General features: G+C 46.3%; 13 protein-coding genes. 8 read left to right on the top strand and 5 right to left on the bottom strand.

What is annotated here, in order from left to right; all coding sequences use genetic code 11:
* Window positions 1–31 precede the first annotated feature (31 nt).
* From SOHN41_RS03160 to SOHN41_RS03145, 4 genes are all read left to right on the top strand, one after another.
* The gene (locus tag SOHN41_RS03160) at window positions 32–1,345 is read left to right on the top strand and encodes a cysteine desulfurase (protein WP_007645504.1); all 1,314 of its coding nucleotides are present in this window, start codon (window positions 32–34) and stop codon (window positions 1,343–1,345) included.
* A gap of 59 nt (window positions 1,346–1,404) precedes the next feature.
* Complete coding sequence (locus SOHN41_RS03155) at window positions 1,405–1,845, top strand: SufE family protein (RefSeq protein ID WP_007645497.1); 441 nt, start codon at window positions 1,405–1,407, stop codon at window positions 1,843–1,845.
* A 117-nt stretch (window positions 1,846–1,962) separates the two neighbouring features.
* Window positions 1,963–3,129, top strand: a complete 1,167-nt coding sequence (locus tag SOHN41_RS03150; protein ID WP_007645496.1) for a membrane dipeptidase — start codon at window positions 1,963–1,965, stop codon at window positions 3,127–3,129.
* Window positions 3,130–3,212: 83 nt separating this feature from the next.
* Window positions 3,213–4,385, top strand: a complete 1,173-nt coding sequence (locus SOHN41_RS03145) for an AAA family ATPase (RefSeq protein WP_037457948.1) — start codon at window positions 3,213–3,215, stop codon at window positions 4,383–4,385.
* 47 nt (window positions 4,386–4,432) lie between these two features.
* Here SOHN41_RS03145 and SOHN41_RS03140 read toward each other — a convergent pair whose 3' ends face one another.
* Window positions 4,433–4,750: a cupin domain-containing protein gene (locus tag SOHN41_RS03140; protein WP_007645494.1), complete on the bottom strand. Its 318-nt coding sequence runs from the start codon at window positions 4,748–4,750 to the stop codon at window positions 4,433–4,435.
* A gap of 173 nt (window positions 4,751–4,923) precedes the next feature.
* On the opposite strand from SOHN41_RS03140, the gene SOHN41_RS03135 reads away from it, so the two are divergent.
* Window positions 4,924–7,104, top strand: a complete 2,181-nt coding sequence (locus SOHN41_RS03135; protein WP_007645493.1) for a toxin-antitoxin system YwqK family antitoxin — start codon at window positions 4,924–4,926, stop codon at window positions 7,102–7,104.
* A gap of 89 nt (window positions 7,105–7,193) precedes the next feature.
* On the opposite strand, the gene SOHN41_RS03130 is transcribed toward SOHN41_RS03135, so the two are convergent.
* Both SOHN41_RS03130 and SOHN41_RS03125 read right to left on the bottom strand, forming a co-directional pair.
* On the bottom strand, window positions 7,194–7,568 hold the full coding sequence (locus SOHN41_RS03130; protein WP_007645492.1) for a PH domain-containing protein: 375 nt from the start codon (window positions 7,566–7,568) through the stop codon (window positions 7,194–7,196).
* A 170-nt stretch (window positions 7,569–7,738) separates the two neighbouring features.
* A complete protein-coding gene (locus SOHN41_RS03125) occupies window positions 7,739–9,655 on the bottom strand; it encodes a peptidase U32 family protein (protein ID WP_007645490.1) in 1,917 nt (638 codons plus the stop codon).
* A gap of 190 nt (window positions 9,656–9,845) precedes the next feature.
* On the opposite strand from SOHN41_RS03125, the gene rluA reads away from it, so the two are divergent.
* The 3 genes from rluA (at window position 9,846) to SOHN41_RS03110 (ending at window position 14,914) form a co-directional block, all read left to right on the top strand.
* Window positions 9,846–10,523 carry a bifunctional tRNA pseudouridine(32) synthase/23S rRNA pseudouridine(746) synthase RluA gene (rluA, locus tag SOHN41_RS03120; RefSeq protein ID WP_007645480.1) on the top strand — a complete coding sequence of 226 codons (678 nt, stop codon included), beginning with the start codon at window positions 9,846–9,848 and terminating at the stop codon, window positions 10,521–10,523.
* A 95-nt stretch (window positions 10,524–10,618) separates the two neighbouring features.
* On the top strand, window positions 10,619–11,080 hold the full coding sequence (gene asnC / locus SOHN41_RS03115) for a transcriptional regulator AsnC (RefSeq protein WP_007645479.1): 462 nt from the start codon (window positions 10,619–10,621) through the stop codon (window positions 11,078–11,080).
* A gap of 204 nt (window positions 11,081–11,284) precedes the next feature.
* Window positions 11,285–14,914: a S8 family serine peptidase gene (locus SOHN41_RS03110; protein WP_007645478.1), complete on the top strand. Its 3,630-nt coding sequence runs from the start codon at window positions 11,285–11,287 to the stop codon at window positions 14,912–14,914.
* A gap of 64 nt (window positions 14,915–14,978) precedes the next feature.
* Here SOHN41_RS03110 and SOHN41_RS03105 read toward each other — a convergent pair whose 3' ends face one another.
* Together SOHN41_RS03105 and SOHN41_RS03100 are read right to left on the bottom strand one after the other, a co-directional pair.
* Entirely contained in the window at window positions 14,979–15,749 is a 771-nt protein-coding gene (locus tag SOHN41_RS03105) for an ABC transporter permease (RefSeq protein ID WP_007645477.1), read from the bottom strand.
* Entirely contained in the window at window positions 15,746–16,684 is a 939-nt protein-coding gene (locus SOHN41_RS03100) for an ABC transporter ATP-binding protein (RefSeq protein WP_007645476.1), read from the bottom strand. The genes SOHN41_RS03105 and SOHN41_RS03100 overlap by 4 nt, the downstream gene beginning before the upstream one ends.
* Window positions 16,685–16,897 lie beyond the last annotated feature (213 nt).

The following is a 16,897-nucleotide window of genomic DNA, read 5'->3' as shown; positions in this document are numbered from 1 at the left end:
CTTGGCCTTTTCATTGCCCCTAGCCTTATCCATGACTCAATCTGCAGCGCCAACGCCTAACCCAACATCGTCCCAAGCTACTGCCAATGCCGTTTTAGAGCCTAAGGTAGTTGTTGCATCATCACAGGCTGAAGCGCTTAACACTCAGATCCGATCGCAATTTCCCATTTTAAATCAAATGCTCGATGGGTATCCGCTCTGCTATCTCGATACGGCAGCCACCAGCCAAAAACCGCAAAGCGTGCTGGATGTCATGGCGCACTTCTATGGCAATGACAACGCTAATGTGCATAGGGCAGCACATCAGTTATCGGCGCGCTCGACGGTAAACTATGAAAAGGTGCGCGATCAATTACAGCAATTTTTAAAGGCAAAACGCCGTGAAGAAATCATCTTCACCCATGGCACGACCGAATCTGTTAACTTAGTCGCCTTTGGGCTCACGGCGCAGCTTACTGCGGGTGATCTGATATTAATCGACACCGCCGCCCACCACGCCAATATAGTGCCTTGGCAGGAACTGGCCAAACGTACAGGGGCGGTGATAAAGCCCATTCCACTCGATCATGACTGCCGTTTGGATATCAATGCCTATCGAGCCTTGCTCGCGTTAAAGCCCAAAATAGTTGCCCTTTGTCATGTTTCCAATGCCCTAGGCACAGTCAACCCCGTGGCGCAATTAGTGCAATTGGCTAAGGCAGAAGGGGCCATCACCTTAGTCGATGGTGCGCAGGCCATCGCCCATTTCCCCATAGATGTCACCCAAATCGATTGTGATTTTTATGTCTTTTCGGGTCATAAAATGTATGGTCCAACTGGCGTTGGCGTACTCTATGGCCGGTTTGAATATTTAGATAGGCTCACGCCCCTACTCACGGGCGGCGAGATGATAAAAACAGTCAGCTTCGATATCACAGAGTTTGGTCGTCTGCCGAATCGCTTAGAAGCGGGCACGCCGCCGATTGCTGAGGTGATAGGTTTAGGTGCCGCGGTGACGTTTCTCCAAACCGAACTCACGCCCCAAGTTCAAGCCAATGAGGCCGAGCTACTTAATTATTTACAAAACCAATTGCGTGCCCTCGGTGAAGTGCATTTATACGGTGCCTTCGATGACAATATCGGTGTTGTCGCCTTTAATCTTGCCGATGAACATCATCAAGATGTCGGGATTTTATTAGATCAACAAGGGGTTGCCGTGCGCTGCGGCCACCACTGCGCCATGCCATTAATGCAAAGCTTAAACCTTAAGGGCTGTTGCCGTGCCTCTATTGGCATCTACACTAATAAAGCCGATATCGACCGTTTTATTAGTGCACTCACTTCGGTAAAAGCGCTATTGCTGTGATTGATAAGGGTTAAATCGACTATAGATCAATCTGCAAGTTCGTAAAATCAGGATTAACTATGACAACTCAACCAATGCCACTCGAGGCCGACTTCCACTATCCAGTACAAGATGCAGAGACCCTTATGGCGCGTTTCACGCAGGCGGCAAATTGGCAGGAAAGATACCGCCAAATTATGTTGCTCGGCAAAGATTTACCTAGCTTAAGCAGTGAGTTTCGCCTCGAGGCGGCAAAGGTACAGGGCTGTGAAAGTGATGCCTGGCTCTATCATCTAGCTCAAGCGGGTAAACATTACTATTTAGCCGATAGTGACGCCCGCATCGTCAAGGGATTGATTGGCTTATTGCTCGGCGCCTATCAGGGTAAAACTGCGCAGGAAATTCAGGATTTTGACCCCAATGCCTATTTCAAGCAATTGGGGCTAGAAGGCCAATTGAGCCCTTCCCGTACTAACGGTCTTAATGCACTTGCAAGGGCAATCAAAGACTGCGCCCAATAACCAAAAGAGATTCCAATTTACAACCTAGATAACGAAAAAAGGGATTTAATCAAAGACTTCAACCACCTTTATAGGGTATAAAGAAGTTACATTTGCGTTAATAGATAGGAACCGAGCATGCCCAACAAGGCAGTCAATCACCCACGTCGAACCCTGCTTAAAGGCCTTGGCGCAGCAACACTATTAAGCCAAATGGTCAGTTTTCCAAGCTTAGCCGCGGCTCCTAGGCGGCTCTATATCGATGGTTTATCGTTTCTTCCCGATGACTTAGGTGATGTAACCGCCTCTAAACTCGATGCCTATCTTTGCGATATCTCCGCCATTGAAACCATAGAACAAGCCGACGGTACTCAAAACTACAAACGCACCTATAAGGCCTGTATGGAGAGCATCAAGCGGGCCGCCAAGCGGGTAAGCGAACATCCGGATATTTTGCTGCAAGGTCTGACGGGGCGCGATATCCAGCTAGCGAGGGAGAGCCAACGAACGGCGGTCTTTTTTCAAATTCAAGGCGCAGATTGTGTCGAAGATGATAGCGATGCCAACCAATGGGCACGCCTCGATGAATTTCATCAGCAAGGGCTGCGGGCATTGCAACTCACTCACCACTATGGCAATACCTTCGCCGGCGGAGCCTTAGACAATGATGCTAGCGGTGAACTCAATAAACCGCTCACCGCCCACGGACGAGCACTGATTGCCAAACTTAACCATGCCAATATCCTCGTCGATGTGAGTCACTCCAGTGCTCAAACCGCCTTAGATGTCGCTAAGATCACAAAGTCACCCATAGTGCAAAGCCACGGCGCGGCTCGCGGTATAGTCAATCATGCCCGTTGCTCACCCGATGAAGTGATCCGCGCCATTGCCAATACAGGTGGAGTGTTTGGGGTATTTATGATGAGCTTTTGGCTGACCAATAACCCCGTGCCCACGATCGATGACTACATTCGCCAACTGGAATATGTGATGCGAGTCGGAGGGGTGGAATGTGTCGCCATCGCTAACGATTTTCCGCTACGTGGTCAAGAAAGCCTGCTGGCGCTCAATAATGATAACGCCCAAGGTATTAAAGAGTATCAAGAATGGTGGTACAGCCTAAGGGCCAAAAAAGTATTAGGCTTCGATGCAGAGCCTAAGCATGTGGTCATCCCAGAGCTGAACCATATCGACCGTATGAGCCGCATCGACGACGCCCTCGCCAAAGCGCGCTTTAAGGCCACCGACCGCGACCGCTTTATGGGCGGTAACTGGCAAAGAGTGCTCAATAACGTACTAGTATAAATGCCATTGTTATATCAAACGGCTTGATTTACTTTATCGATAAATTTACTGGCTTATCTGCTCGCTTCAGTCTTGGATATTCTATGCTGACCACACTCGCCATTTTCAATTATCGTTCTCTGCGTGAAATCGTCTTGCCCCTAGGGCAACTCAATTTGATCACTGGGGCGAATGGCAGTGGTAAATCGAATCTATACAAGGCGCTACGTTTACTGGCACATACGGCGCAAGGCGGCGTTGTTAATGCCTTAGCCCAGGAAGGCGGACTCGACTCCAGCTTTTGGGCGGGGCCCGAAAACTTCACCAAAAGCATGTTAGCGGGCAACACAGCCATTGAAGCCACCGTCAGGCAAGCGCCAAAACGCTTAAAGCTCGGCTTTGCCGGCGAGGACTTTAGTTATCTTATCGAACTGGGTTTACCTAAACCCGACGCCACTACGCTATTCGGGTTAGATCCTCAAATCAAGCGCGAAGCCATTTGGAACGGGCCTAAGTATCGCCCCTCCACAGTGCTGGTTGAACGCCGCGGTCCTATGGTGAAGAGTCGCAGTGCCGACGGACAAGGCTGGATAACCTTAGGCGCCCACCTGCAAACAGGCGACAGTATTTTTACCGAGCTTGCCGATCCCGAGCGAAGCCCTGAAGTGCTCAAGCTTCGCGACAGTATCCGCGCGTGGCGCTTTTACGATCACTTCAGAACCGATGCGCAGGCGCCAGCCCGTCGACCACAGCTGGGCACGGCCACGCCAGTATTGCACCACGATGGCCGTGATTTAGCCTCGGCAATTCAAACCATTTTTGAGATTGGTGATAAAGCGGCCTTCGATCATGCGGTGAGCGATGCCTTCCCCGGTGCTAAGGTTCGAATCGAGCCTCAAGCGGGAGGCATTTTAGTGATCGCATTCCATCAACATGGCCTATTAAGGCCACTCTATGCCAGTGAATTGTCGGACGGCACCTTGCGTTATTTACTACTAATCGCCGCCCTGCTCACCCCAAGACCGCCAGAGCTTATGGTGTTAAACGAACCAGAAACTAGTCTGCATCCGGATTTATTGCCCGCACTCGCCCGTTTAATCGCTAAGGTATCAGAGGAGTGTCAGCTGTGGGTGGTGTCCCACGCCAATCGGCTTATCAATGCATTAAGCCAATTTGAACACTGCAATACCTTGGCCCTAGACAAAACCTTAGGACAGACGCAGATCCAAGGCCAAGACTTGCTCAATACGCCCAGCTGGCTATGGCAAAATCGGTAATCGATAATGTTAACGAGCTAACTTATAGGGCAAATGGCCTGCCCTTATCAATCGTAAAATACGGCGAGCCAGAGAGTTTCACTATGGGTCGAGGTTGAAGCAACGCGGTGTTTTTGATGGGGTAAAATAGTTAAATAATCCCCTGGGGTTAATACCACCAGCTCCCCCCGTTCAAATGCTAAGGTCGCCTCCCCCTTAAGTAACATTACAAACTCATGTTGGGTTTGGTCGTACCATTGCCCGGCAGGGGTCGATTGCCCATGGGAGATAATGCGCTCGATAGTCACATTATGATTCCCCGCCAATTTTTCAAACACCTCCGCCGATAGATCCGCGGGCAAGTCACTAAAAAAATTGTGAACCATTTTAATCCTTATCTTGTTCCAATATATGGGCTATTTCATCCCATATATTAACTAATAGAACATTGAGAAATAAAACCATAAACCGCTATGATATGCGCATTGAAAACTCACCGACAGTGAGTATCCCTCAGATAAGCTTCTTGTTTTACATATGGATATGGAGATTTCGCCCGATGTCGTTGTTTCGCGCACTCAAAGCTAAGCTGTTTAATTCTCGAGAAAATCACCACGATGCCAAGGACAGTAAACCTTTAAATCCCCCACAAGATCAACAACCAGCATCGCCCAGCAACGCTGCGGATTTTCAGCGACATTTCAGTTTAAGCATCAATGCGACCGAAGCGGATGCAACATCACGGCAAGAGAGCGCCACTAGCGGCATGGTTACCTACCACTACCATGCACCGCAAACCATCGAACTCCTCGGTTGGGAGCGGGAAAACGAGTCATGCACCTTCCATGAAACCCAATTTGATCGACTTGAGATAACTCGTAAAACCAATGCATTAGAAAAGCATTTCTGGTTAGCTAAAGAGAAAGTCTGCAGTATTATCCCTAAAAACACCCAAGGCTCTGATCCACAGGCTGCAACAACATTGTGGCAGGTAGAATTCAATAATATCGATGCCTTAGTGATAAGTCACTTCACGATAGACACCCATCAGATAGTGCAAGGCGATATTCAAGACTACGCTAGCCTCACAGGAAAACTGCATCGCACTTTCCACCAAATAGACACAGAACAAGGCCTTAGGATCTTAAGAATTGTCACTCAAGCCCCCGATCTCACCCAAGCCGTAGACTCAAACTATTTCGGTGAGCGTGAGGGGGTGACCCGCCAGTTCGATGCCCTTGGCACATTGTTGTTTGAGGGACATTTCATCAATGATCAGCAACTTGGGCAACAAACTTGGTATGACCATGATGGCAGAATAAATCAAAGGGAAGAGCGCCATCCCAATGGCATGTTTATCAGCCACTACTATGAGAATGGCCAGCTCAAAGAAACCGCAGAACTTGATAGTGATGGCCGCTATATCAACACCTTAACCCGTTACTATCCTTCAGGCCAAGTGCAGCTTATCCGCCCTTTGTTGATCGATATGCTCCATGGTATCGAAAAACAATATTACCAGGATGGTTCGCTAGAAGCGGAAAGACACTACGACCAAGGCCGTGAATATCAAGCCACTTGGTATTATGCTAATGGCGTAATTAAGCAAAAAATGTCTGCCGATCATTCTGGCAAAGTCATTGAAGAGTTTTACGACACAGGCAAACCCGCATGGCGTGAATCATTTAATCCGAGCGGCAAATTACATGGCGAAAGTTTAAAATGGCACCCCAATGGTCAACTCCAAGAACAGAACTATTTTGAGAACGGCAAAGAGCAAGGCACTGCCCTCTGGTACCATGAGAATGGCCAGCTCGCCCTAGAAATTGACTTAGAAAATGGGTTAAGGGAAGGCCAATTTAGAAGCTACTTTCCGAGTGGGGTGCTTTCGGCTGAAGGCCAATATAAAAACAATCTTTCGATAGCCCCCTTTATCGAATACTACGAAAACCAGCAAATCCAGATGTATTTACCCCACTCGGCGGGAAATCGAGACGGCACCGCTCGCTGGTTTTATGAAGACGGCACTATTCGTGCTATTTCGGTATATGAAGTCCGTGATGGTCAAGGCTTCCTTAAGGAATCGAGCTTCTATAATGAGCAGGGCATTCTCACCTCATATCAGCACCATTCCAACACCCGCTGTGGTTATATTCTTGAGAATAATCAAAGGGAATATTACCAAGAAGGCATAGCTGACACCCGTATCGAATACTATGAAAATGGGGCGATTCGTTGGTTATTAACCCGAACCTTGGGCGATATCTTCAGCTCTAAAACCCTATCCCCAGAAGGCGCGATACTCGAAACGGGCACGCTCAAGATCGTTGACGATAGCTATACAGACATAGGCCATTGGCAAAGATTTAATGTCCAAGGCCAAGTGAACCGTGAAGTCTGGCTAGATGATCAAGGTCTGCTCATTGAAAACCGTCACTACTTTGATGCTAATGGCAATGGATCTGAGTCAACCCTAGGCATCGATCAGGCAGGAAAAGCCGTTCTCTCCTATCAGCTCAAATTTGATCCCACGAGCAAACTCTATGGAATGAAACGTTACCACCCCAATGGCCACCTTGCCGAAGAGGGAAATCTGAACATCCAAGGACAAGAAAAATTCTGGGTAGGTATTCATAATCAATACGATGAGCAAGGTCAGCTTAAGCTCTCAGAAACCTACACTATGGCAGGAGAGCCAATAGAACATACAACTAATTCTAGCTCGATTATGTTTAACTAGTTTTGAGTATTTAGGGCGGTAAAATTAAGGCAAGCCTATATAAAATAAGGCTTGCCTTAGAACGCTGTAGAAAAATAATAAACAGAAAACTAAAGTGCAAAAGTGGCGATAGTTTTTTGAATACCGACAACATCGGTGCCGCGTTTAAGCTCTTTGACTAACGGCTCACTCTGCCCTGAGATCCAAATTTTAAGCTCTGCATCCATATCGAAGTGGCCTGTGGTTTCCACTTCAAAATGGGTAATAGATTTATAGGGCACTGAATGATAAGTGACTTTTTTACCCGTCATACCCTGTTTATCAATTAAGATCAGGCGTTTATTGGTAAAAATAAACAGATCGCGGATCACTTTATAGGCAAGTTTGAGTTCTTCCTGGATCCCCATAATCGGCCTTAATTCCTCGGCAAGTTCCTGTAAATCCACCTCGGAGGCATTGCCCAGTAAACCGTCTAATAATCCCATATTTACATCCCTTATTATTAATTTTATTTTCAATAAGATATCCGCTCATTACCCCCTGTGCAACACAAGTTAATGGGCGGACATAAACGGGGCTTTAAAGATCACTTTAACGCTGATTTACCGTTAAATGCGAACTCATGCCCAGATCATCTACAGCTCAAAGCCGCTATTTAGAGATGCTTCTGGCCACGAACTTGGCGGTTTTCACCCACCACCATCATTTCACATTTTGGACAATCAAAGACCAACTTAAGCACATCGTTGCCGATTTCAAGCACCATAGGATCGGCTTTGATACCTGGCACTTCTTTAGGACAAAGATTGAAGTTAAACCTGAGACAATGCTTAGTGATCATCAAAGGCACATCTTCGGTGACACCGTTTTTCTCATAGGTATCTTGAATTTCAATCACACCGTGGCGTTGATAAAAACTCTTGGCCTTTTCATTGGCTACGTTACCTAAGTAACTCAAATGTTTAACCGGATAGACCGCATCTTGATTATATTTCCACGGTTTAGGACGCTGATACCCTGCTACACGGGCAAGCTCGAGTGCAGCGACTGCATCACGACGTAAACCATTCAACACCGATGCAGGTAGGAACCATGGCTTAGCGGTTTCAATACTGATTTGGCGGGCAACAAAATCTGTGCTGCCCAGCTTTGCAAGTTGTGTACGGATAGCCTGCAAGGTTTTTTCGGCATCGGTTGCGGGCGTCTTTTCAACTTCAAGTTCAACCGTTGCGCTCAAGCCATACACATCCGTTAAAGTCAGCGCCACCCCCGCTGCGGTATCGATTAAGCGCATATCCACGCCAATGATCCGCTTAGATGATTCCTTAGATAATAAGGTTTCAAAGGCTTGATTGTGGTTACGGTATAAGGTCATACCGACTTTTAAATCCTTTGGCACCTGCAATACATGGAGTTTGTACCCTTCGGCGCGGTTAACCCGCAGGCCTTGGAGTTTGTCATCGGATTGTTTTGCCATCGCATAATTTGGCGGAAAGTAGGCTAAACCGTCGCCATTATTGAAGGTATGGGTTGAGCTGACTTGAATAAAATCTTTACCAATGGCAACCACTTGGCCCACATCCTGACCAATATACTTAGGCGAGCGGAAATCCTTGATCCCTTGGCTACGCTCATGGACAAAATAATCTGTGCTGCCACGGTTAAAGGTTTTCTCAGGATCTGGGGTAAAAGTATGTTCGCAGCGACCGTGGGACGACGCCACAAATTCGGGACGGCGGGCAATGATCGCATCTAATTTTTGACGATAATGGGCGGTGACGTTTTTAACGTAGCTTAAATCCTTGAGGCGGCCTTCAATCTTAAATGAACGAATACCCGCATCGATTAAGGCTTCGAGGTTATCGGTCTGGTTATTGTCCTTGAGGGACAATAAATGCTCATTCTGCGCTAACACATCCCCCGCTCGAGTTTTTAAATTCCCCGGCAAACGGCACATTTGTGAGCACTCACCGCGGTTTGCGCTGCGATTACTAAAGGCATGGCTCAAGTTACATAAACCACTAAAAGCCACACAAAGTGCACCGTGGATAAAGAATTCCAGCTGCATATTAGTGTGCGCCGCCACTTCACGAATTTGGCTTAGGCCAAGCTCACGGGCGAGCACCACCTGGGAGAAGCCAACTTGCTCTAAGAAGGCAACCTTTTCAGGGTTACGGTTATCCATTTGGGTACTGGCATGCAAGGCAATAGGCGGCAAATTGAGTTGTAACACGCCCATATCCTGTACAATCAGTGCATCGGCGCCGGCTTCGTACACTTCCCAAATCAGTTTTTCAGCCGCATCCAGCTCATTGTCCATCAGGATAGTATTGAGCGCCACAAACACTTGAGCATGGTATTGATGGGCATAGGCACACAGGCGAGCGATATCTTCAACACTGTTACCAGCCGTTGCCCGCGCCCCAAACGCAGGACCACCAATATATACCGCATCCGCACCGTGGCGAATGGCTTCGATACCATAATCGGCATTCTTTGCTGGCGCCAATAACTCAAGGCGGTTATGGACGTGAGAAAGATTCTCTGGTGTGTAAATTTCTGGCTGGCTCATGGCTTCACAGGCTCAAAATAATCGGTAACGAAAAGGACGGGAGTATAGCAAGAACTGAAAAACACCTCTATCAGCAAATCATCAACTAATGCGCTTTAGTTCACTCTCGCGCAGGCATCTTTCAAGGCCGCACTTGCACCCTCAAGCCTAGCAGGGTATCTTTGCCGCGCATTGACGAATAGGCACTATGATGACTGATTTTATTTACCAACCACCGACCACACCTTGGCTCGATATTCTTTATCAAGATAAAGACATTATCGTTATCAACAAACCCTCGGGATTACTGTCGGTGCCCGGTCGAGATCCCGCCCACTATGACAGTGTCTATGCCCGTGTAAAAGCCGAGCATCCCCACTGCCAAATCGTTCATCGCCTCGATATGGCCACTTCGGGCGTGATAGTCGTCGCCCTGATCCGCAGTGCCGAGCGTGAGCTAAAACGTCAATTCCACGACAGAGAAACCAGCAAAACCTATATCGCGCGGGTGGCAGGCCACATTAAGCACCACACTGGCAGCGTCGATTACCCACTGATCTGTGACTGGCCAAATCGCCCTAAACAGAAGGTCGATCATCTGCTCGGTAAACCCTCATTGACGCACTATGAAGTGTTAAGCCGAGCCAAACGCTCAACCTTAGTCAAACTCACCCCCATCACCGGCCGCTCACATCAATTAAGAGTTCATATGATGGCGATAGGGCACCCAATCCTAGGGGACGGTTTCTATGCCGATCCGCTCGCTAAATCCTTAGCCCCTCGTCTTCTGCTACATGCAGCAGAACTCACGATTAAGCACCCATATACAGGCGTCAGTATGACTTTTAGCGCCGAAGCGCCATTTTGTGAGCCACTGGGCGAACAATGATCACTAAAATTAACGGATAACCGCAAAAGCAGTAGCAATTCCCCATAAAAAAACGTAACTTTATGACAATTCATTATGTTATAGAGAGTTTGTTTATGGAAACCGCATTTCAACGTGATCAGCTTGATAATCATATACTCGAAGCCCTAATGCAGGATGCGCGTACCCCCTTTGCCGAACTCGCTAAACGTTTCGCAGTGAGTGCAGGCACTATCCATGTTCGGGTAGAAAAAATGAAACAAGCGGGCATAATCACAGGCGCACAGATTACAGTTAATCCTAAGGCACTGGGCTATGATGTTTGCTGCTTTATCGGCATCAATCTAAAAAGCGCGGGTGATTACCCCGCCGCAATCGCCAAACTCAATGCCCTCGAAGAAGTGGTCGAAGCCTATTACACCACAGGCAACTACAGCATCTTTGTAAAGGTAATGTGCCAATCCATCGATGGCCTGCAGCACGTACTCATCAATCGCATTCAATCCATCGATGAAATCCAATCGACTGAAACACTCATCAGCCTGCAAAACCCGATTGTCAGGGCTGTTAAGCCTTAAATGGAAATGTGCTAAGTTATTACAATCAGAATAAAATACTGTAAAATGTGATATAAGTCTTTTTTCAACCAAAAGTGTTAACCATAAAACATTTTTGTGTTACAACTTCATTGCTAACGCCAATAGAGCGCAGCATTACTATAACAATTAATTAACGGGCGCGATTTACAAAGTGCTTGTACATTTATTGACAAGGAAGAAGTTGTGAAGACAAAACTATCGATTGCTATATCTGCTGCCCTACTATCAAGTGCGGCCATTGCTGGTACAACAGCTCAATACAATACGACCAACCAAACCACAGATAAGTATGCTGGTCTCAGCGTTTCAAAAAATGGAAACAATGAGCAAAAGCAAGCTGTTGCTTGGATGATCAAACTTAAATCGCCTTCACTTGCCCAACAAAGTCAGCAGAAGGGTTTTAACCAACAATCAGTAATGAGCAACATTGAAAGCTCACAGGCCAATGTTAGAAATGCGATTCAAAGTATGGATGCTGACATTAAAATTGTCGCAACCACCTCAAAATTAGTGAATTCTATTGTTGTTCAAGGTGATCGTAAAAAACTTGTCTCTTTACTTAAAAATCCTGAAGTTGCAGATATTTTACCTATCTATGACTACAAACTAGATGTCGCAGATAGCGCTGAATATATAAAAGCCAAAGCAGTCATTGAGGCAGGTGTTGCCTCGGGTAAAGGCCAAAAAGTTGCAGTTTTGGATACTGGTGTTGACTACACTCATAAAGCCCTCGGCGGTTCTGGTTTAGTTGCAGATTACCAAGCGGCCGTTGCGGCAAAGAGTGAACAACCAAACTGGCCACAAGGTAAAATCATTGGTGGTTGGGACTTCGTTAATAACGATCCAAATCCAATTGATGCTACCACCAACCACGGTACACATGTCAGCCATTCTGTGGTTGGCACAGCTCCTGATGTAGAACTACTCGTTTATTCAGTTTGTAATTCTGGTTGTTCTGGTATTGCACAATTAAATGCCCTGGAAGCTTCAATGGATCCTAACGGTGATGGCGATATTGGCGACCGCGTGGATACAGTAAACATGTCATTAGGCGGTGACTTTGGTGATACTGACGGCGGTGCCGTTCAAGTGATGATTGATGAGATGGTTCAGCTGGGTGTGAACCTAGTTATTTCTGCGGGAAATGATGGCCCAACACCTTTTGTGGTCGGAGGTCCTAGTACGACGAACAGCGCACTATCTGTAGGTGCAATGACACACCCAACGACAAAAGTCGGTAAAGTAGAAGCACTGATTGCGGGTAATTCAGTCACGGCTGTTGCTGCAGGTTTTAATAAGTCGAATGTTTATAGCTTCACTAATACAACAGCTCCGCTTGTCTATCCCGCAGCTAATAAGAATGGTTGCGCAGCCTATACAGAAGATTTAACTGGCAAAACCGTATTAATTGATCGTGGTACTTGCGGCTTCGTTGTTAAGGTATTAAATGCACAATTGAAAGGCGCGTCATTTGTTATCGTCGCCAATAACGCCGCTAACGCTGGTGCCATTGTCATGGGTGGCACGGACAATAATATCACCATACCTTCGGTAATGGTTTCTAAAGAAGATGGTGATGTAATCAAAACGGCCCTAACAGCTGGAGATGTACCATTTAACATTTCATCAACTGAAGTCACTACTGCAGGTGCAATAGCAACCTTTACTTCACGTGGACCATCAATTGCAGGCACTTTAAAGCCAGAAATTACAGCTCCAGGCACAGATATTCTGACCGCTCACCCTGGTTACGGAGATGAATTAACGCCAATTAGTGGTACTTCATTCTCCAGCCCTATCACAGCTGGTGCAGTCAGCATCATCCGTGAAGCTTTACCCCATCGCAATGCATTTGAAGTTAAAGCTACGATAATGAACGCAGCTAACTTAGATATAACGCTTGAGCCAAAAGAAATTAACCCAGATACTGAATTAGCACCGATTAGTTATATTGGTTCAGGACTGGTCGATGTTGAGAAAGCGATAAATCTTCCTGTCGCAGCTTGGAACAAAGAAACAAACCAAGCAGCACTCGCTTTTGGTTTGCTTGCTCTTAATAAAACAACCACTATGACTAAAACAGTCACAGTTAAAAACTTCTCAACGGCTGAAAAAACTTACACATTAAAAGTCGATCAACGTTTCCAGAATGACTTAGATTCCGGTGCACTCAGCTTTGCGTTACCAACAAGCGTGACCATTCCTGCTGGGCAAACTATTGATTTTGATGTTACAGCGACCATTGACCCCACCAAACTGCCTGAATGGTCACTAACTTCATCATATGAACTTGATGGCACTGCAGCAGATGCTTCTACTGCGCTGACATTGTCTGAGTATGATGGTGCGATCCAGTTTATGGATGGCGAAGAAAAAGCACTGCATTTGGTTTATCATATTTTGCCAAAAGCTGCAGCGGCAATTTCAGTCGCAACTGAAGCAACTGAAGCGGGCCTAGTTCGTACACTAACCAACATTGGTGCTACGTCCATCACAGATCCATTCACAGCACCGTTAATTGCAACAAGCCCAGTTGATGCATCAAAGCGTCACGATTTACTCAATGCATCAAGTGAACTCTTATTAAGTAGTTCATGTGACGCAGGTATTGCCATCTATAACACGCTACAAATGCGCGATCCTATCGTTCATGCCTTAACTGCAAGTTACAATGTTGACTATGACCTCAATAATGATGGTGTTTGGGACTATACCGCAGCAACAGTAAACTTAAACTGGTTTGACGATGCGTACCCAAGATCGATTTACGGTTTAGTCTCTCCATACGGCACATCAGACGGATTTTTAGAGCCCGTTTTCCATGTTACTGGCAATGACTTTTTAACCAGTAAAGTGTGCTTTGAAGATGTAGGTTTGACCGAAACCGACTTAGGAAAAACGATTAAAGTTCGCTATCGTGTCGAAGATAGCGACTGGGCTCCAACGCCATCAGGGGATGAGGACAGCACTGTTGCGACACTCGTTCTTGACGCTTCAGGAACATCAGCAATGTTAGTCGATTCTGATGGTAAAGAAGTGACTGAGTTGAAGCCAGGAGCAAGTGCTCTTTTAGAAGCTGAAGTCGGCGATGATGTGAAGGGCTTTATGTTCCTCTCCGATTCGGGATCTATGTCAGTTGTAGCCAATACAACCGATGAGGGTAACTCAGCTCCAACAGTAGCAGATACAACTCTGACAGTAGATAAAGGCACAGCTGCAGGCACAGTGTTAGGCCAAATAACGGCTACAGACCCTGATATGCTGACCAGCCCATTCTCAGAGTTTGTGACACTCAGCTCCAATAGCAGTATGGTACTAGTTGCTAAAGACGGTACAGTCAGATTGAGTGACGATGCTGTTATTAACCAACAAAGTGGCACTATTGAGCTTGAAGTCGCTGCCATAGATACTATGGGCAATACTTCTACGCCAGCTAAGATAACTGTCTTAATCAACAATACTAAGCCAACAGTGGCGCCTACAGGGATGATAAGTACAGAAGGCTTTGTTGTAACGGCCCAGGCAAATGGTAAAGATGCTGATAAAGATGTTTTAACTTATAACTGGGTACAGACTGGCGGAACTAAAGTTGCGTTTACTAACGGTGGAAACGCAATAAGCTTCGCTGCTCCTAGTGGCGATCATGTGTTAACTTTCTCAGTGACAGCTTCGGATGGAAAACTAGAAAGTGATGCAGGCACGGCAACTATTACTGTGAATGCTAAAGAAGCAGAATCATCTGGTGGTGGTGCTCTTGGTTGGTTAACAGCCCTGTTATTACCATTAGCGGCAATGCGTCGCCGTATGAAGTAATAATCTACGGACATGAAGAAGGGAGCCTAATGGCTCCCTTCTTATTTGGTTATCAACCTACCTACTAAGTTCGCAATCCTATTCCTCGGGAGATCAGGTAATAAGCAACGCCCCATAGCGCGGCACAGAAACCCACCATAATGGCGATGGATAAGGGAATGCTAATATCGGCAAACCCTAAAAATCCATAGCGGAATACGTTGATCATATACACAACGGGGTTAAGGGATGAAACGCCCTGCCAGAAGGATGGCAAGAGTGACAGGGAATAAAACACGCCGCCAAGATAGGTTAATGGTGTGAGCACAAAAGTCGGTATGATGCTGATATCGTCGAAACTTTTGGCAAATACAGCATTGATAAGGCCACCCAATGAGAATAACACTGAAGTCAAAAAGACCGTCATCACCACTAAGCCAGCATGGTGCAGGCTAATATCGACAAAGAACATCGCCACTAGTGTCACTATTAACCCCACACACAAGCCTCGGGCGACACCACCGCCAACATAGCCCGCAATCATCACATAATGGGGCACAGGGGCAACCATCAGTTCTTCTAGGTTACGCTGAAACTTAGCGCTGTAAAAGGAACTGGCTACGTTAGAGTAAGAGTTAGTGATCACCGACATCATAATCAAACCAGGGGCAATAAACTCCATGTAGGACACACCGCCCATTTCCCCTATTCTGCTGCCGACCAAATTACCAAAAATCAAAAAATACAAGGTCATAGTGATCGCTGGTGGTACTAAAGTCTGGATCCAAATCCTTGTAAACCGATTAATTTCTTTAGTTAAAATACTTTTAAAGGCGATAAAGTAGAGCTGTTTCATGCCTTGGCCCCCGGCGTTTTTTTCACTAATTCAACAAAGAGTTCTTCTAAGCGATTCGACTTATTGCGCATCGATAACACTTCCACATTGGCGGCGGTTAACTGGCTAAAAACATCATTCAGATTATGCTCTTTGACTACATCCACCTCTAAGGTATGGGGATCGGTTAAACGGCAGACCATGCCATTGAGCGAAGGTGCCACGGGTATATCCCGGCGTAGATCGAGGATAAAGGTTTCCATATTAAGCTTACTGAGCAGCGCTTTCATACTCGTGCATTCAACCAGTATCCCCTTATCGATAATACCAATGTTACGGCAGAGCATTTCGGCTTCTTCGAGGTAATGGGTTGTGAGGATGATAGTCACGCCCTGCTGATTGATTTGCTTGAGAAACGCCCACATAGAGCGACGTAGTTCTATATCCACTCCAGCCGTCGGTTCATCTAAAATCAGTAACTTAGGTTCGTGCATCAGGGCTCGGGCAATCATTAAACGCCGTTTCATACCGCCAGATAACTCCCGCGACTGGCTGTTGCGTTTTTCCCATAAATCCAATTGACTTAAATATTTTTGCGCACGCTCAAGGGCCACAGTTTTTGGCACACCATAGTAGCCAGCCTGGTTCACCACAATTTGCAATACGGTTTCAAACTGATTGAAGTTGAACTCCTGCGGCACTAAACCGATGCAAAGCTTGGCGTGTTCGAGCTGCTTATCTATATCATAACCAAAGACTTTTACCGTCCCTTCACTCTTTTGTACTAAAGAGCTGATAATCCCAATTGTGGTGGATTTTCCTGCCCCATTTGGGCCGAGTAAGGCAAAAAAGTCCCCCTGCTTAACCTCAAGACTGATGCCTTTTACCGCTTCGACACCGCCTTTATAGGTTTTTTTAAGTCCTTCGAGTACCAGAGCATGGGCTGTATTGGCCATAGTAATTCCTGATCTTTCAATAGCGAGAGTTATAAGATGGTGGCAAAAAAACCAAATGCAATACGTTAACAGGGTTAAAAGTGAAAGCTAGGGCTAATCAGTTGAACGGTAAGCGCTAAAATTTATTAAACAGGCTTAATTGACTAATGCTGTTAACCTTGATTATCTAACCTGAATAGCCCAGCAGCCCATCAGCTGGGTAAATAAAAGAAA

The sequence above is a fragment of the Shewanella sp. HN-41 genome (assembly GCF_000217915.1).
GTDB lineage: Bacteria > Pseudomonadota > Gammaproteobacteria > Enterobacterales > Shewanellaceae > Shewanella.
This window is presented reverse-complemented; position numbering and strand designations above follow the sequence as displayed.